Annotated in this window: 22 protein-coding genes; all 22 read left to right on the top strand. The window is 73.4% G+C overall.

Annotated elements, in window-relative coordinates:
* The first annotated feature begins 78 nt into the window (after positions 1 to 78).
* The 22 genes from EWH70_RS27555 to EWH70_RS27645 all read left to right on the top strand — a co-directional run bounded on the left by EWH70_RS27555 (position 79) and on the right by EWH70_RS27645 (position 13,218).
* The gene (locus EWH70_RS27555; protein WP_130478431.1) at positions 79 to 432 is read left to right on the top strand and encodes a hypothetical protein; all 354 of its coding nucleotides are present in this window, start codon (positions 79 to 81) and stop codon (positions 430 to 432) included.
* Positions 429 to 635, top strand: coding sequence for a hypothetical protein (locus EWH70_RS27560; RefSeq protein WP_130478432.1), 207 nt, complete (start codon positions 429 to 431; stop codon positions 633 to 635). The genes EWH70_RS27555 and EWH70_RS27560 overlap by 4 nt, the downstream gene beginning before the upstream one ends.
* On the top strand, positions 635 to 916 hold the full coding sequence (locus tag EWH70_RS27565; protein WP_130478433.1) for a hypothetical protein: 282 nt from the start codon (positions 635 to 637) through the stop codon (positions 914 to 916). The genes EWH70_RS27560 and EWH70_RS27565 overlap by 1 nt, the downstream gene beginning before the upstream one ends.
* Entirely contained in the window at positions 903 to 1,154 is a 252-nt protein-coding gene (locus EWH70_RS35620; protein WP_165436436.1) for a hypothetical protein, read from the top strand. The genes EWH70_RS27565 and EWH70_RS35620 overlap by 14 nt, the downstream gene beginning before the upstream one ends.
* Entirely contained in the window at positions 1,154 to 1,552 is a 399-nt protein-coding gene (locus EWH70_RS35625) for a hypothetical protein (protein WP_165436437.1), read from the top strand. The genes EWH70_RS35620 and EWH70_RS35625 overlap by 1 nt, the downstream gene beginning before the upstream one ends.
* A complete protein-coding gene (locus tag EWH70_RS27570; RefSeq protein WP_130478434.1) occupies positions 1,549 to 2,868 on the top strand; it encodes a hypothetical protein in 1,320 nt (439 codons plus the stop codon). The genes EWH70_RS35625 and EWH70_RS27570 overlap by 4 nt, the downstream gene beginning before the upstream one ends.
* A 3-nt stretch (positions 2,869 to 2,871) precedes the next feature.
* Positions 2,872 to 5,181 (top strand): ATP-binding protein, encoded by a 2,310-nt coding sequence (locus tag EWH70_RS27575; protein ID WP_130478435.1) that lies wholly within the window; start codon positions 2,872 to 2,874, stop codon positions 5,179 to 5,181.
* A gap of 260 nt (positions 5,182 to 5,441) precedes the next feature.
* Entirely contained in the window at positions 5,442 to 5,675 is a 234-nt protein-coding gene (locus EWH70_RS27580; protein WP_130478436.1) for a hypothetical protein, read from the top strand.
* Positions 5,672 to 6,109: a hypothetical protein gene (locus EWH70_RS27585; protein ID WP_130478437.1), complete on the top strand. Its 438-nt coding sequence runs from the start codon at positions 5,672 to 5,674 to the stop codon at positions 6,107 to 6,109. The genes EWH70_RS27580 and EWH70_RS27585 overlap by 4 nt, the downstream gene beginning before the upstream one ends.
* Before the next feature lie 22 nt (positions 6,110 to 6,131).
* Positions 6,132 to 6,560 carry a hypothetical protein gene (locus EWH70_RS27590; protein ID WP_130478438.1) on the top strand — a complete coding sequence of 143 codons (429 nt, stop codon included), beginning with the start codon at positions 6,132 to 6,134 and terminating at the stop codon, positions 6,558 to 6,560.
* A 26-nt stretch (positions 6,561 to 6,586) separates the two neighbouring features.
* The gene (locus EWH70_RS27595; RefSeq protein ID WP_130478439.1) at positions 6,587 to 7,222 is read left to right on the top strand and encodes an HNH endonuclease family protein; all 636 of its coding nucleotides are present in this window, start codon (positions 6,587 to 6,589) and stop codon (positions 7,220 to 7,222) included.
* Positions 7,223 to 7,307: 85 nt separating this feature from the next.
* On the top strand, positions 7,308 to 7,823 hold the full coding sequence (locus EWH70_RS27600) for an ATP-binding protein (protein WP_130478440.1): 516 nt from the start codon (positions 7,308 to 7,310) through the stop codon (positions 7,821 to 7,823).
* A gap of 82 nt (positions 7,824 to 7,905) precedes the next feature.
* Positions 7,906 to 8,139: a hypothetical protein gene (locus tag EWH70_RS27605; RefSeq protein ID WP_130478441.1), complete on the top strand. Its 234-nt coding sequence runs from the start codon at positions 7,906 to 7,908 to the stop codon at positions 8,137 to 8,139.
* Positions 8,140 to 8,223: 84 nt separating this feature from the next.
* Positions 8,224 to 8,583 (top strand): hypothetical protein, encoded by a 360-nt coding sequence (locus EWH70_RS27610; RefSeq protein ID WP_130478442.1) that lies wholly within the window; start codon positions 8,224 to 8,226, stop codon positions 8,581 to 8,583.
* Positions 8,584 to 8,641: 58 nt separating this feature from the next.
* The gene (locus EWH70_RS27615) at positions 8,642 to 9,139 is read left to right on the top strand and encodes a RapZ C-terminal domain-containing protein (protein ID WP_205669284.1); all 498 of its coding nucleotides are present in this window, start codon (positions 8,642 to 8,644) and stop codon (positions 9,137 to 9,139) included.
* 18 nt (positions 9,140 to 9,157) lie between these two features.
* Positions 9,158 to 9,475, top strand: coding sequence for a hypothetical protein (locus EWH70_RS27620; protein ID WP_130478443.1), 318 nt, complete (start codon positions 9,158 to 9,160; stop codon positions 9,473 to 9,475).
* Positions 9,472 to 9,819: a hypothetical protein gene (locus tag EWH70_RS27625; protein WP_130478444.1), complete on the top strand. Its 348-nt coding sequence runs from the start codon at positions 9,472 to 9,474 to the stop codon at positions 9,817 to 9,819. Before EWH70_RS27620 ends, EWH70_RS27625 begins: the two co-directional genes overlap by 4 nt.
* The gene (locus tag EWH70_RS27630; protein ID WP_240687258.1) at positions 9,816 to 10,733 is read left to right on the top strand and encodes a bifunctional DNA primase/polymerase; all 918 of its coding nucleotides are present in this window, start codon (positions 9,816 to 9,818) and stop codon (positions 10,731 to 10,733) included. Before EWH70_RS27625 ends, EWH70_RS27630 begins: the two co-directional genes overlap by 4 nt.
* A 67-nt stretch (positions 10,734 to 10,800) precedes the next feature.
* Positions 10,801 to 10,977 (top strand): hypothetical protein, encoded by a 177-nt coding sequence (locus EWH70_RS35630; RefSeq protein ID WP_165436446.1) that lies wholly within the window; start codon positions 10,801 to 10,803, stop codon positions 10,975 to 10,977.
* Between the two features lie 161 nt (positions 10,978 to 11,138).
* Complete coding sequence (locus tag EWH70_RS27635; protein WP_130478445.1) at positions 11,139 to 11,456, top strand: hypothetical protein; 318 nt, start codon at positions 11,139 to 11,141, stop codon at positions 11,454 to 11,456.
* Positions 11,456 to 11,635, top strand: a complete 180-nt coding sequence (locus EWH70_RS27640) for a hypothetical protein (protein ID WP_130478446.1) — start codon at positions 11,456 to 11,458, stop codon at positions 11,633 to 11,635. The genes EWH70_RS27635 and EWH70_RS27640 overlap by 1 nt, the downstream gene beginning before the upstream one ends.
* Positions 11,635 to 13,218: a DNA cytosine methyltransferase gene (locus EWH70_RS27645; RefSeq protein ID WP_240687259.1), complete on the top strand. Its 1,584-nt coding sequence runs from the start codon at positions 11,635 to 11,637 to the stop codon at positions 13,216 to 13,218. The genes EWH70_RS27640 and EWH70_RS27645 overlap by 1 nt, the downstream gene beginning before the upstream one ends.
* The last annotated feature ends 44 nt before the right edge of the window (positions 13,219 to 13,262 follow it).

Below are 13,262 nucleotides of genomic sequence, written 5' to 3' on the forward strand. Positions count from 1 at the left end.
AACAACGCAACGACAGCCACGGCCACGCCGTGGACGACCGACTCCGACGCACGCGCACCTGCAGGCGGGGGTGTCGGCATGACCGGGCCCGAGCACTACCGCGCCGCCGAGCAGCAGCTGGCGGCCGCGGCGATATCCGACGGCGGTTCGGACAGCGAGCGCTACCACCTCGCCACGGCGCAGGTGCACGCCACGCCCGCGCTCGCCGCGGCGACGGCCGCCACCCCGCCAGTCCGCTGGTCGGACCAGGACTTGCAGGACGAGTTGGCGCGGGGTTACGCGTTCGGGCGCCTGGCGGCCCGCGGCGCCGAGCCGGGTCCGCTGGTCCACAGCAACGACTTCGTGGCGGCCGCGCGCGCTCGGGACGTGCGAGCGGCCGGGCTGCACAAGCTCTACGCCGAACTGCAGGCGAGCGCGGGCGGTGCGCGATGAACCGCGAGGAGCAGAGTCCGGTGTACCCGCTGCCGGAACCGGTTCGAAACGACGATCCCCGGTTCACCTTCGGGTTGCACGTCGAGGTGGCCGAGGTGCTGGCCGCACATGGTTATCCGCCGGTGAGGACCGGGCGGGACTTGGTTCGGCTCGGTCAGGCGCTGTACCGGTTCCTCTACGTCGCCGACGAGGGGGTGTCGTGATGTCGACGTTCGACGTGTTGCAGCGGCACGGAACCGCGGCGTTGCTGCGGTTCGCCGGGGCGGTGCTGTTGTTCCTGGCCCTGCATCTGGTGCGGATTCCACTGGTGCTGGCCGCGCGGGTGCTGGAGCTGGCGCTGCGGCGGGTGGACGGCTACGCCACCCGCCAGGCGTCCACCCCGCCGAAGGGTCCGGTGAACCAGTTTTTCAACGACAGCAGCTCGGTGGGCGCCACCGGTGCGGCCGGTCCGATGTGGAGGGAGGACAGCCGTGTCTATGCCTGAGCAGTTCCCCGGCGGGCCCGGTGAGTCCGGTGAGGACACCCGCGTGCGCTGCACGTGTGACGACGAGCAGTGCCGTCGGGCGGCGGTGCGGGAGGCCTGGACGTTGCTGGTGACGGCGACGGTGCTGGCGGGTCTGTCGCTGGCGGTGACCTGGGTGGTCACCGGCGGGTTCGCGTGGTGGACGGCGTTCGTGGCCGGGTTCATCGCCTCAGGCCTGCGCACACGGAAGGAGGCGTGATGGGCAAGCAGAAGACTCCGGCGGGCAGGTCGCGGACGCGGACCGACGCGGTGGTGTCGTGGACGGCCTGGCACCTCGGGGAAGAGGCCGCCGTGCTGGCCCCGGCGGCGGTGGCGTGGGTGGCCGGGTCGCCGTGGCCGCTGGCCGGGTCGGCGGTGGCCGCGCTGGTGTGGGCCGGGCACGAGGTGCGGCAGCGCCGCAACGACCGCCGCCCGCCCCGCCCGGTCGACACCGGCGAGCAGCCGGTCAAGGAGCTGGCCCCGGCCGACCGGTCCCCGGCCGGGGCCGGGGACACCGGGCACGACGACAGCGAGGACGCCGGGCGTGCGGCTGAGCCGGTGATCGTGGAGGCCGCCGAGGTGCCGCCGGCCCGGCAGCGGGAGGTGGACAGCGCGTGAGCGACTACTTCGAGCGGCGCCGGGCCGACGCGGACGCGAAGGCGCGGCGGCGCCGGGAGGACGAGGCCGCGGCGCTGGCCAACCGGCTGCAGGCCGAAGCCGCCCGCGCCCAGCTGGCCCGCGAGGCGAAAGAGGCTGAGCGGGAGCAGGCCCGCAAGGACTTCCTGACCCGCTCCGAGGCCCGTCAGACACGGCAGGACCGGCGGGCCGGGCGGTGGCAGGCCCGCCGGGACGCGGTGCGGACGTGGGTGCGCGAGCACGTGCTGGAGCTGATGATCTACGGCCTGGCCGTGGCCTCGGCGGTGATGGCGATTCCGTCGATGGCCGCGTTCGGCACGCAGGTGTACGGCCAGGCCGTCGGCGCCGGGCTGTTCGTGCTCTCCGAGCTGGGCATGTGGGCGTTCGCGATCGGGGTCACCTGGACCCGGCGGCACCGCCCCGGCGCTCCGGTGTGGGCCTACCAGCTGGGCACGTGGGTGTTCGCCGCGGTCGCGTTCGCGCTGAACTTCGCGCACGGCCTCGCGCCCGGCCCGCCTGCGGTCCCGGGTGGTGCGCCGGTACCGGGCAGCGTGGTGCACGGCCTGGTGATGGGCGCGGTGTCGGTGGCCGGGGTGATCGCGCACCAGCTGCTGATCGCCGCGCCCCGCCGCACACCGGCCGAACGGGCCGCCGCCCGGCAGGCAGCCGCCACGGCGCGCCGGGTGGCCCGGGCGCAGCGGGCCGCGCTGCGTACCGCGGTCGCCGAGATCGATCCGGACGGCACCGCCCGGCTGGTGTTCCGGCCGGGCCGCTACCGGGTGCGCCGGTTCGGCCGGGACTTGGCTGAGGCGGCGGTGCCGGGTCTGCCGGTGGAGCCGGTGACGGCGGTGGCCGACTCGATCGCCGAGCAGGCCACCGCGTGGCTGCAGACCGAGCCGGGCCGGGCAGTCGACGGCACGCCGGGCCGTGGCCCGGCCGGGGGCCGGGGTGAGGACGGGGACGCGGCCGGGGGTGACCGGGCACCGGTCGGCCCCGGCCCGGCGCCGGTGTCCGGGGGCGGCGCGGCCGACCCGAGCACCGGGTCTGACCAGCGTGAGCCGACCCCGGCCAAGCCGCGCGCGAGCCGGGCCCGCAAGTCCCGGCCGACCCGGCCGGTGCGGCGCTCGGTGGAGCAATTGCGCCGCGAGTTCGCCGACGCGATCGCGTCCGGCGCGGCCGACCCCAACGGCGGCCCGATGGATCCGACCTCGGCTCAGTCGATCGCGCGGACCCTGCGCTGCGGGGACCACCCCGCACGCCGGCTGCGCCGCGAATACGAGAGCAGCAAGGAGGACTAACCGATGACCACCACCGACCCCGCAGGCGACGACAGCCGGCTGGCCCGGGTGCACCACTTGCCCGCCCGCACCGACGCGGGCGAGGCTGCCGCCGACCCCGGCCCGGGGTCGGCGGTGGCCCCGGCCGAGAAGGTCCACGACGGTGAGGTTGTCTCGGAGGAGGAGTACCGGGCCCGGTTCCGCGACCGGGCCGCGTTCCAGCAGGAACGGCGGCTGGCGCTGGAGCGTTACCGCAGCTACCGCGACAACGCGGTGACCGTGGGCCGGGGCGCGCGCAAGCTGGGCGCGTGGAGCGGCAAGCAGGCCCGCCGGGGCGCGCCGGTGGTGCGGTTCGTGCGTCGGCACGGCACCTACGTGCTCAAGGGAGCCGAGGCGGAACGGCAGCGCCGCAAGGCCGAACGGGGCCAGATGGACGCCCGCGCGGCCCGGAAGGCGGCCCTGGCCGCCGGGGAGCTGGACCGGGTCGCCGAGCTGAACGGGCAGATCAGCGAGCAGAAACGCAACGCCGCCGAGGCTGCCAAGCTGCGGTTCGAGCTGGCCTGGGACATCACCAAGAAGACCGGGCTGGTCCTGGCCTGCCTGCTGGGGATTTCCCTGGTCACGGGTGTGATCAACGGGTTTGGCAAGTGGTTCGGCGACTGGAACCTGACCGACGTGCTGCGCACCATCGGCGACGTGGCGACCTCGGGTGCCGCGGTGGTGTCCTGGGCCGTGCTCAACGCCTGGCTGATCGCCGCCGGTGTGGCCTCGGTGTGGGCGTGGCGGCGGTGGAAGGACGGGACCCGGCTCGGTGAGCAGGTGCTTCCCGAGTCGCTGCGCCGCGACGCCAAGCGGGTCGCCTACCTGGAACTGAACGAGAACACGCTGGTCGCGGCGCTGGCCAACATCGGCAACGCCAAGCTGAACGCCGCGATCAAGGACGGATGGCCCAACCGGGACACCGACCAGGCGTGGGTGCGGTGGCCGATGATGGCCGAAAACGGCAAGGGCTACACCGCGAAGATTCGGCTGCCGCAGGGCGCGCCCGTCGCCGCGATCAACAAGTCCAAGGAGCTGCTGGCGCACAACCTGGGCTGCCGGCCGGTGGAGTTGTTCCTCGACGCCGACCCCAGCGACCCCACGGTGCTGGATCTGTTCCGGCTGGAGCCCGGGGTGCTGCGGGCACCGGTTCCGGCGTCTCCGCTGCTCAATGAGGGGGTGACCACCGACTTCTTCGCCGGGTTCCCGGTCGGGATCTCCCCGCGTGGCAACGAGGTCACCACCACGGTGTTCGAGCGCAACTTCGTGTTCTCCGGCCAGATGGGCTCGGGCAAGACGACGTTCGTGCTCAGCCTGCTGGCCGCGGCGGCACTGGACCCGCTGGTCGACATCGACGTGTTCGTCTTCGCCGACAACAACGACTTCGACCCGCTGGAGCCGGTGCTGGACAACTTCGTCAAGGGCGACACCGCCGACAACGTCCAGACGTGCCTGGACCACATCGACGCCCTGCACGCCGACCTCGCGGTGAGGGGAAAACTGCTGGTCAAGCACGGAGTGAAGGAGGCCAATCGGGAAGTGGCGGCCAAGGAGCCGGGGTTGCGGCCCCGGATCGTGGTCATCGAGGAATGCCAGAGCTTCTTCCGGCAGGGCACCGCCGAAGAGCGCCGCGAACTGGTCGACAAGATGGTCCGGTTCTACTCGGCGGCCCGCAAGTACGGTGACGTGCTGATCTTCGCCACCCCGAACCCGTCGGACGCGTCCCTGCCGCGTGACCTGGTCGCGGTGACCAGCAACCGGGCCTGCGGCTCGATCAGCGACAAGACCCGCAACAACATCGTGCTCGGGGAGAAAGCCCACGAAAACGGCATCTCCGCACTGGAGCTGAAGCCGAAGACCAAGGACCAGCTCAACGACGCCGGCACCCTGGTCACCGTCGGGTTCATGGACACCCCCGGGGCCGTGCGCAGCTACTACTACACCAATGACCAGCTCGCCGACATCGCTGCCCGCGGTGCGGAGCTGCGCGGCGGTGCCAGCACCCCCAAGGCGCTGGAGCCCAAGGTCCGCGACATCGTCGAGGACCTGACCACGGTCATGGTCGGCGACAACCCGGTCAACGCCGGGGACCTGGTCGGCGCGCTGCGCAACCTCGACCCGGGCTACAAGCCCTACAAGGAGCTGACCAAGCCCAAACTGGTCACCCAGCTCCGCGATCTGGGCCTGAAGATCCCGACGACGAACAACCTCTACCCCGTCGATCCGGTCACTGTCCGTCAACTTCACGCCGGGCGGGTCGCGGCGCCCGACCACGACGGCGACGAGACCGAATGACGGACACCGGCGGTGGTGCCGGACCCCGAAAACCGGGGGTCCGGCACCACCCCGGCACGGCCGCCGCTGGCCGTAACTGCGTAATTAAGCCCTGCTCAGGGCAAATGACAGCCCGACCAGGGTCGGAATTACCGATGTAATCCCGAACCCGGGCCGTCATCCGCTGCGTAATCCGCCACCCCGCCGACGCCGACCCGTCGCCGGGGCCCTCACCAACCCCACCGGCGGTCACACAACGTAATCAAATTGGAGGTACGTCCATGGGCATTCGCATCCTGGCCAAGCTCCGCACCCGCAAGCTCGTGGTGACCCTGCGGATGGGCCGCGGGATCTACGAGTTCGCGGTGGACCGCGCCGGCCGGATCTACACCACCGGCCGCCGTGGGCGGCGGGTCCGGCGGCCCGCGCGCCGCGACGTCACGCTCATCGTCCAGACCCTGGTCCGTCTCGGGCGGCCCGACCTGGCCCGGCGCGTGTGGCGGCGATACCCGTGAGCCGCCTGGACGACCTCAGCCCGCACGAGCTGGGCCGCTACGCGCTGGCCGCGCACGAGGCCGGGCACGGCGTCGTGCACAAGGCGCTGGGCGACAAGGTCGCCTGGGTGCGGCTGGGCTCCGGCGGCGGGTGCACCCGGACACGGGTGCAGACCCTCGATCACGACGTGATCGGGTCCCTGGCCGGGCAGGAAGCGCAGGCGCTGTGGATCTCCCGGCGGCTGGGCTGGTCGTTCGGTTCCGCGCTGTCGCTGGCCCGGAAGTCGTCGGGCCACGATCTCGCGCACGTCCGCAAGGTCATCGGCCGGTCCGGCCTGTCGCTGGGCGCGGCCCAGTCCCGGGCGCGGTCGCTGGTGCGCAGCAACTGGGGCCGCATCGACCGTGCCGCCACCCGCCTGTACCGGTCCGGCCAGCTCTCCGGCTGGGACCTGTGACCCCTGCGGAAAGGAGACGACGATGGGCCGCGAACCCTCGCCTGAACGGCTGGCGGTCGCCGCACACGAGCTGGGGCACGCGCTGGTGTGGTCGTCCGGCGGGCTGACCATCCGCAACATCAAGCTGAGCAGCGGCTTCTTCACCGACATCTCCGGCGGGCGGGTCGGCGTGCGCTTCTACGACAGCAACGAGGCGCACCTGCGCGCCTACCTCATCGGCCTGTGCGCCGGGTTCGAAGCCGAAGACCGCTGGCGCCGCCAGCACGGCCCCGGGCGAGCCAGCCGGGGTCCGTCCTCCAACGACTTCGACGCCTTCCGCCGCGAGCGGCGCCGGGTCGGGCTCAGCGAGTCCGCTGCCCGGTCCAAAGCCCGCTCGATCCTGTCCGGCCAGTGGGGCCGCCTGGAACGCCTCGTGCCCCGGCTGGCCCGCGACGGCCGCCTGTCCCTGTGAACACACCACCGAAAGGGGAACCGTTGATGAACACCAACGACGCGGGCCGCGTCTACGCCGCTGTCGTGGCGGCGGGGGTGCTGGCCGGCGGGGTGGCTGGGTGTCTGCCCGCCACCACGGCGGCGCCTGCGGGCACGCCGACCACGGCGGCGGTGGCCGGGCTGCGGGTCGCGCCCGAGGACACCGGGTTGCGCTACGACCGGGAGGCGTGGCCGCACTGGTCCCATCAGGGCCGGGGCTGCGACACCCGGGAGAGCGTGCTCAAGACCGTCGGGCAGAACGTGGAAACCGGCAAGGGCTGCAAGGTCCTGGCCGGCCGGTGGGTGTCTGCCTACGACGGCGTGGTGGTCACCGACCCCGGACAGCTCGACCTCGACCACGTCGTGCCGCTGGCCGAAGCGAACCGGTCCGGGGTGCGGGCCTGGAGCGAGCAGCAGCGGGAGCGGTTCGCCAACGACCCGGCCAACCTCATCCCGGTCACCGCCAAGGTCAACCGGGCCCGGGGTGATCAGGACCCCGGCCGGTGGCTGCCCGCACGGGACCGGTGCGGCTTCCTGTCCCGCTACGTCGCCGTGAAGCGCGCCTACCAGCTCACCGTCGACCCGGCCGAAGCCGAAGCGCTGCGGTCCGGGCTGGCCCGCTGCCCCGGTGGTGGTCGCTGATGGCCGGGCCGGACGCGGTGCGGGTGCTGGTCACCGGTTCCCGCACGTGGACCGACACCGCCGGCGTGACACGAAGGGAGAGTGCGTGACCGCAACGCTGATCGTGATGATCGGCCCGCCCGGCGCGGGCAAAACCACCTGGCGGACCCGGCACACCCCGCCGGGGGCGACGGTGGTGTCGCTGGACGAGCTGCGCGCGGTGTTCTCGCCGTGCGGCTGCTCGGGGGACCACTCCGTCAACGCCGCGGCCAACGAGCACGCCCTGGCCCTCACCCGCGGGGTGCTCGACGGCGGCGGCACGGTGGTCTGGGACATCACCTCCTACAAGCAGTCCTTCCGGCGGCGGCTGCTGGCCGTGGCCGGCGACTGCCGGGCCCGCACCGTGGCGGTGGTGCTGCTGCCGCCGGTCGAGGTGGCGCTGCGCCGCAACGCCACCCGGGACCCGAGGGTGTGCGGGGTGTGCGGCACGGCCCGGCGGGTCCCGGACCAGACGATCCGGGCGATGCACGCCCAGATCACCGCCGACCTGCCCGGCCTGTACCGGGAGGGCTGGCACACCGTGCACTACCGGCCCCCGGCCGACGCGGTCGCCCTGCGGTGACCCCGTCCTGATCGTTGTCCTGCTCGTTTCTGTTCGCCCCCGGCGCATCCGCCCGGGGCGTTGTCGTGATGGGAGAACCCCTTTGTATTCCGCGAGCAAGCCGACCCGCCTGATGCGGGTCGCCGCCAAGTATCTGAACCGGCCCTACATCCCCAGCGACATGATCCTGGAAGGGGTCGTGCGCCGCATCAAAACCCTGCACGAGCAGGACTGCCTCGATGAGCGCGCGATCGCGCGGCGCCTGGGCGACACCTTCGGTGACGGCTCGCCGTACCGGGAGCACCGGTTCATCCGCCACATCATCCGCCAGCTGTAACCGCGCACCGTGTGCTGCCGCCGGACCGGCCGCTGACTCCGTGTCCGGCCGGTCCGGCGGCTCCCATCTGGAGAGGAGTTCGTTGTGTTCCTCGCTCCACCTGACCTGGCGGCCACCGACGCCGTGGCCTGCCTGGGCGTGCGGGCGCCGGCCGTGCTCACCGACGACCACGGCAACGTCTGCGTCGTCGGCGTCACCCGCCCCGCGGTCGCGCTGGACATGATCCGCGCCGCCGCGCCGGCCGGGGTGCCGGTGCCCGGCCGCGCCGACGCGCTGACGTTCCGGCTGCGCTGGTTCACCCACGGCCACCCTGCCGGGCCCGGCGACCCCGCCGTGCGCCCGGCGCGGCCGGGTGAGCGTGGCGCGTTCCCCGCCGTGCTCTGGCGCCACGCCGACCAGGTAGCCGCCCGCACCCGGGTCGCCGCTGTGGCCGCCGCGGCCTGACCCCGCACCTCACTGCCGTGCCGCCGCTGACGCGGCACTGTCTGGAAAGGACACCCTTGTGACGATTCCGTTCGATTTCGCCTCTTGGCCGCACCTGGCCCCATACGGCCGGTTCGGGCTGCTCGGTGACACCGCCCCGCCCGGCGGCGGCCCGGGGCGGGTGATGATCACCAGCTTCGGTCACCTGCACGACCCGGCGCGGCGTTACCGGCCGGTCACCGCGCACCGGCACCTGGCCCTGGACGTGCGCACCCTGTTCACCGACCCCTACCTCAAGCCCGAGATGCGGGAGCTGACCGGGCGGGACGACCCGGTGCGGGCCAACGTGCTCGCCCAGCCCGGCGCCATCCCCTACGTGATCGCTCAGGCCGACGCGATCGCCGCCCTGGTCCCGGCCGCCGACCCGGGCCTGGTCGACATCGCCATCGGCTGCGCGGGCGGGCGGCACCGCTCGGTGGTGATCGCCGACGCCCTGGCCGCGCTGCTGCTGGAACGGCACGGCCTGGGCGCCGAGGTGTTCCACCGCGACATTCACCGGCCCGTCGTCCGCCGCTGACCCCGGTGGTGAGCGGCCATGGCGGGCAAGGCGGACGGGCAGGACACCTACCGCGCGGCGGTGCTGGCCGCGTGGCTGACCGCACACGAGGACATCGCCGACGGCCCTGCCCGGCTGGCCGGGCAGCGGATCGCCCGGGCCTGGAACCACCGCGAGTTCTACGCCTCACCCACCGGCCTTGCCCTGGCCGCCTGCCTGCGCGCCAGCGGCCGGGGCCGCGGGCTGGGCCGGGAGGTGGATCGGGTGGCCGACCGGCTGGCCCGCCGGTTCGGCGTGCACCTGCACGACGTCGCGGCCTGGGACCCCCGGCCGCACTGGCGAAAGGAGATCAGATGAACGACCAGCCTTGCTGGGTGCTGGTGGACACCGGGTCCGGCGAGACGGTGGAGACCGACAGCGGGATCCCGCACTTCCTCACCGAGCAGGACGCGACCCGGCGGGCCCGCGAGCTGGCCGCCGAGGGCCAGGGCGGGCTGGTGGCCCGCCGGGAGCGGTTCGTGTGCGTGCTCGGGCCTGACTGCGCCGGCTGTGACGGCGCGTTCGCCGAGTGGACCGACGGCGCCGACCACATCGCCCCGGTCAACGTGGACGCGACCCTGGCCGCGGTCGAGTGGGTCAGGGACGGCGGCGGGTGGCGGTGCCCGGACTGCGCCGCGGCGGCGGGGCTGGTGGCCTCGTGAGCCAGGCACGCCGCCGCGCGCTGGAGGCGGTCGCGCACGAGATGGCTGGCAGAGCGTGGGCGGTGTTCCCGGTGCTGCCCGGCCGCAAGTTCCCGCCGCACTGGCACCGTGACGACAGCTGCCCTCGTACCGGGTCCTGTGCCGGCGGGCACGTCACGCCGGAGTCGCTGGCCACCACCGACCACGACCGGATCGCCCGCGTGTGGGCGTCCGTGCCGTACAACGTGGCCGTGTTCCCGGGCCCGTCCGGGCTGTACGTCATCGACTGCGACCTGCCCAAACCCGGCGACCACGGGCCGGACGGCTGGGCCGCCCTGACCGAGCTGGCCGCCCGGCGGGGCGGGCCGCTGCCCGACACCTGGACGGTCACCACTCCCAGCGGTGGCCGCCAGCTCTGGTACGCCACCCCGCCCGGTTGCCGCCTGCCTTCCACCGTGCGGCGGGTCGCGGCCAATGTGGACACCCGGGGCTGGGGCGGCTACGCCCTGGCCCCCGGGTCGGTCCGCGCCGACGGGGCCTACGAGCTGTACGACGACACCGACCCGGTCCCACTGCCCGGGTGGATGGTCCAGGCCAGCGTCGAACGCCCGCCTACGGCCAGCACAGGGCGCGACCAGACCGCCGTGGCCGCGCCGTCCGCCTACGTCACGAAAGCCGTGCAGGCCGAAACCGACCGGGTCCGTGCGGCGGTGCCGGGCACCCGCAACCGGGTGCTGTCCACCGCCGCCTACGCCCTCGGGCAACTCGTCGGCGCCCGGCTGCTCGACGAGCACCACGCCCGCACCCAGCTGCGCGACGCCGTCGCCGCCTGGAACACACCCGAGTCCGCCACCAAGGACACCGCGGTGATCGACACCGCCCTGCGCGCCGGGGCGGCCAACCCCCGCCGCATTCGCGGCAAGAACGCGGCCTAGCCGCACCCCCTGTGACGACCGGTCGCAACCCCGCGGCCGGGCCCACCCAACCGAAGGAGAAAACACCATGGTCAGCAAGCGTGCCCAGCAGATCCGCGCCGCGAGCGTGCGCGACAACGAGCTGCTCAAGAAGGGCCGGATCACCGAGCGGGAGTTCTGGTCCCGCGTCCACAAGCGCGACGCCGAGCTGCGGCGCAACCCCGAACTCCGCGCGGAGGTCAACCAGACCGGCTGGGCCAAGTAACCCCGACCGCACAGCCCACACCACCCGGCTCCGAGCGGGCCGGGCCGTCTGAGCCAGACCACGGGAGGTGCCGCGGTTGCACCCCAACCGCGGCACCTCCCGCCAGGGCCTGCCTGCCCTGCTCGCCGACCACCAGCCCTGACCGGAAAGGACGTCTTCTGATGGCTGTCATCGTGCACCGCTGTACCACCTGCCAGCACCCGGACCTGTTCCACAGCGACCGGGCAGACGGGACCCTCGGCCCCTGCTCCTACGGCCTGTGCCGGGAGCCCTCACACGCCTTCGGCCCGCCCGAGATCCTGCCGACCTGGCGACCGGCCACCCTCACCGGACCCGCCGTGCCCGACCCCGCCCTCACCGAGCCCGGCACCAGGGGCACCGGGCTTGGCGCCCTGTGCGGCTGCGAGGACTGCTGGGCCCTCTTCCACGCCCACGCGTCCGCCGACGACGGCGCCGGACACGTGGCGGCCGTGGCCTGATGCGGATCCGGATCGAGGGCGCGCAAGCCGAGATCGCCGCCACCGTCGCCGTGCTGGCCACGGTGATCGAGGTACGGGAGGTGTCGCGGTTCTACCCCAACCGCGACACCACCACCGGCCGGGGCCGGGTCTACCTGGCCACCACCCCACCCACGTCCACTCGGGAAGGGAGCCGTTGATGTACGAGCTGTATGACGAGTTCGCCGGGTTCGGCGGTTCGAGCACCGGCGTCCTGGCCGTGCCCGGGGTGGTTGGCCGCCTGGCGGCCAACCACGACGCGACGGCGGTGGCCACGCACGAGCTGAACCACCCGAGCATGGATCACTACCGCGGTGACATCGCCAAAGCCGACATCGGCCGGTTCCCCCGGGTCGACCTCTTCTGGGCCTCGCCGGCGTGCCCGCCGTGGACCGACGCCCGCGGGAAGAAGAGGGACTTCGACCAATCCACGCAGGGCGTGCTGTTCGATCCGGTGACCGGACCGCGGGCGCTGGACCCGAAGGTCGCCAGGGCGCGGGCGCTGATGGAGGAGGTGCCGCGTTACCTGCAGGCGATGAACCGGCGCGGCACGCCGGTGCTGGGCGGTGTGGTGGAGAACGTCGTGCAGGTGGTCAAGTGGGACGAGTTCGGCCGCTGGCGCCGCGAGATCGAGGCCGAGGGCTACCGGACGCGGCTGATCGCGCTCAACGCCATGCACGTCACCGGCCGCGTCCACGGCAAGGTCGCGCAGTCCCGCAACCGGTTCTTCCTGGCCTACTGGCACAGGATGCTGGGCCGGGACCCGGACTGGGACAAGTGGCTGCGCCCCAAGGCGTACTGCCCGGACTGCGACCAGGTGGTGTCGGCGCTGCAGGTGTTCAAGAACCCGCGCGTGTCCATGGGCGTCTACGGCCTCCGCAACGGCCAGTACGTCTACCGGTGCCCGCACCGGTCCTGCCGCAACCGGATCGTGGAACCGGCGGTGCTCCCGGCCTCGACCATCATCGACTGGTCACTGGACCCGGGCCCGCGCATCGGGGAACGGGTCGACCAGCACGGCCGGCCGGACCCGCTCAAACCGAAGACGATCGCGCGGATCGAGGCGTACCTGGCCCGGCGGGTCGGGGCGATGCTGGCCCCGGCGGGCGGGACCTGGCGTGAGCACGCCACCGGGGTCGACGAGCCGTTGCCGACCCGCACCACCCGGGAGACCGACGGGCTGGTGATCCCGCCGGCCGTGGTGCCCTGCGCCGCGCGTGCCGGGCTGGACACCGCGGTGCCGGTGGGGCGGCCGTTGCCGACGCAGACCTGCCGCCGGGAGCAGGCGGTGGTGATCCCGCCGTTCATCTCCCTGCAGCGCAACGGCGGCTCCGCGCGGACCGGGTATCCGGTCGCCGGGCCGATCCCGACCGTGTCCGCGCAGGGCAACCACCACGGCCTGGTCAGCCCGCCCACCGGCGGCGCCGACCTGATGGCGCTGATGTCCTACTACGGCAACGGCACCACCAGCCCGGTCGACCGCCCGGTGGGGACGCTGACCACCCGCGACCGCTACGCCCTCGTCGGCGGCGTGCAGCCGGTCGAAGCGTGCACCTTCCGGATGCTCGAACCACACGAGATCGGCGCCGGGATGGGCTTCCCGGCCGACTACAAGATGGCCGCCCGCTCGAAACGAAAGCGAGTCCGTGGCTACGGCAACGCCGTCCCGCCCGCCATGGCCGAAGTCCTCGCCTCGGCCCTGGTCGAAACCTTCTCCGGGGAACCGCTGGAACCCGCCGCGTGACGGCGCCAGGCACGACGGCACCCTGCACGACCGCACGATGGGAG

Source organism: Amycolatopsis suaedae (assembly GCF_004214935.1).
Classification (GTDB): Bacteria; Actinomycetota; Actinomycetes; order Mycobacteriales; family Pseudonocardiaceae; genus Amycolatopsis; species Amycolatopsis suaedae.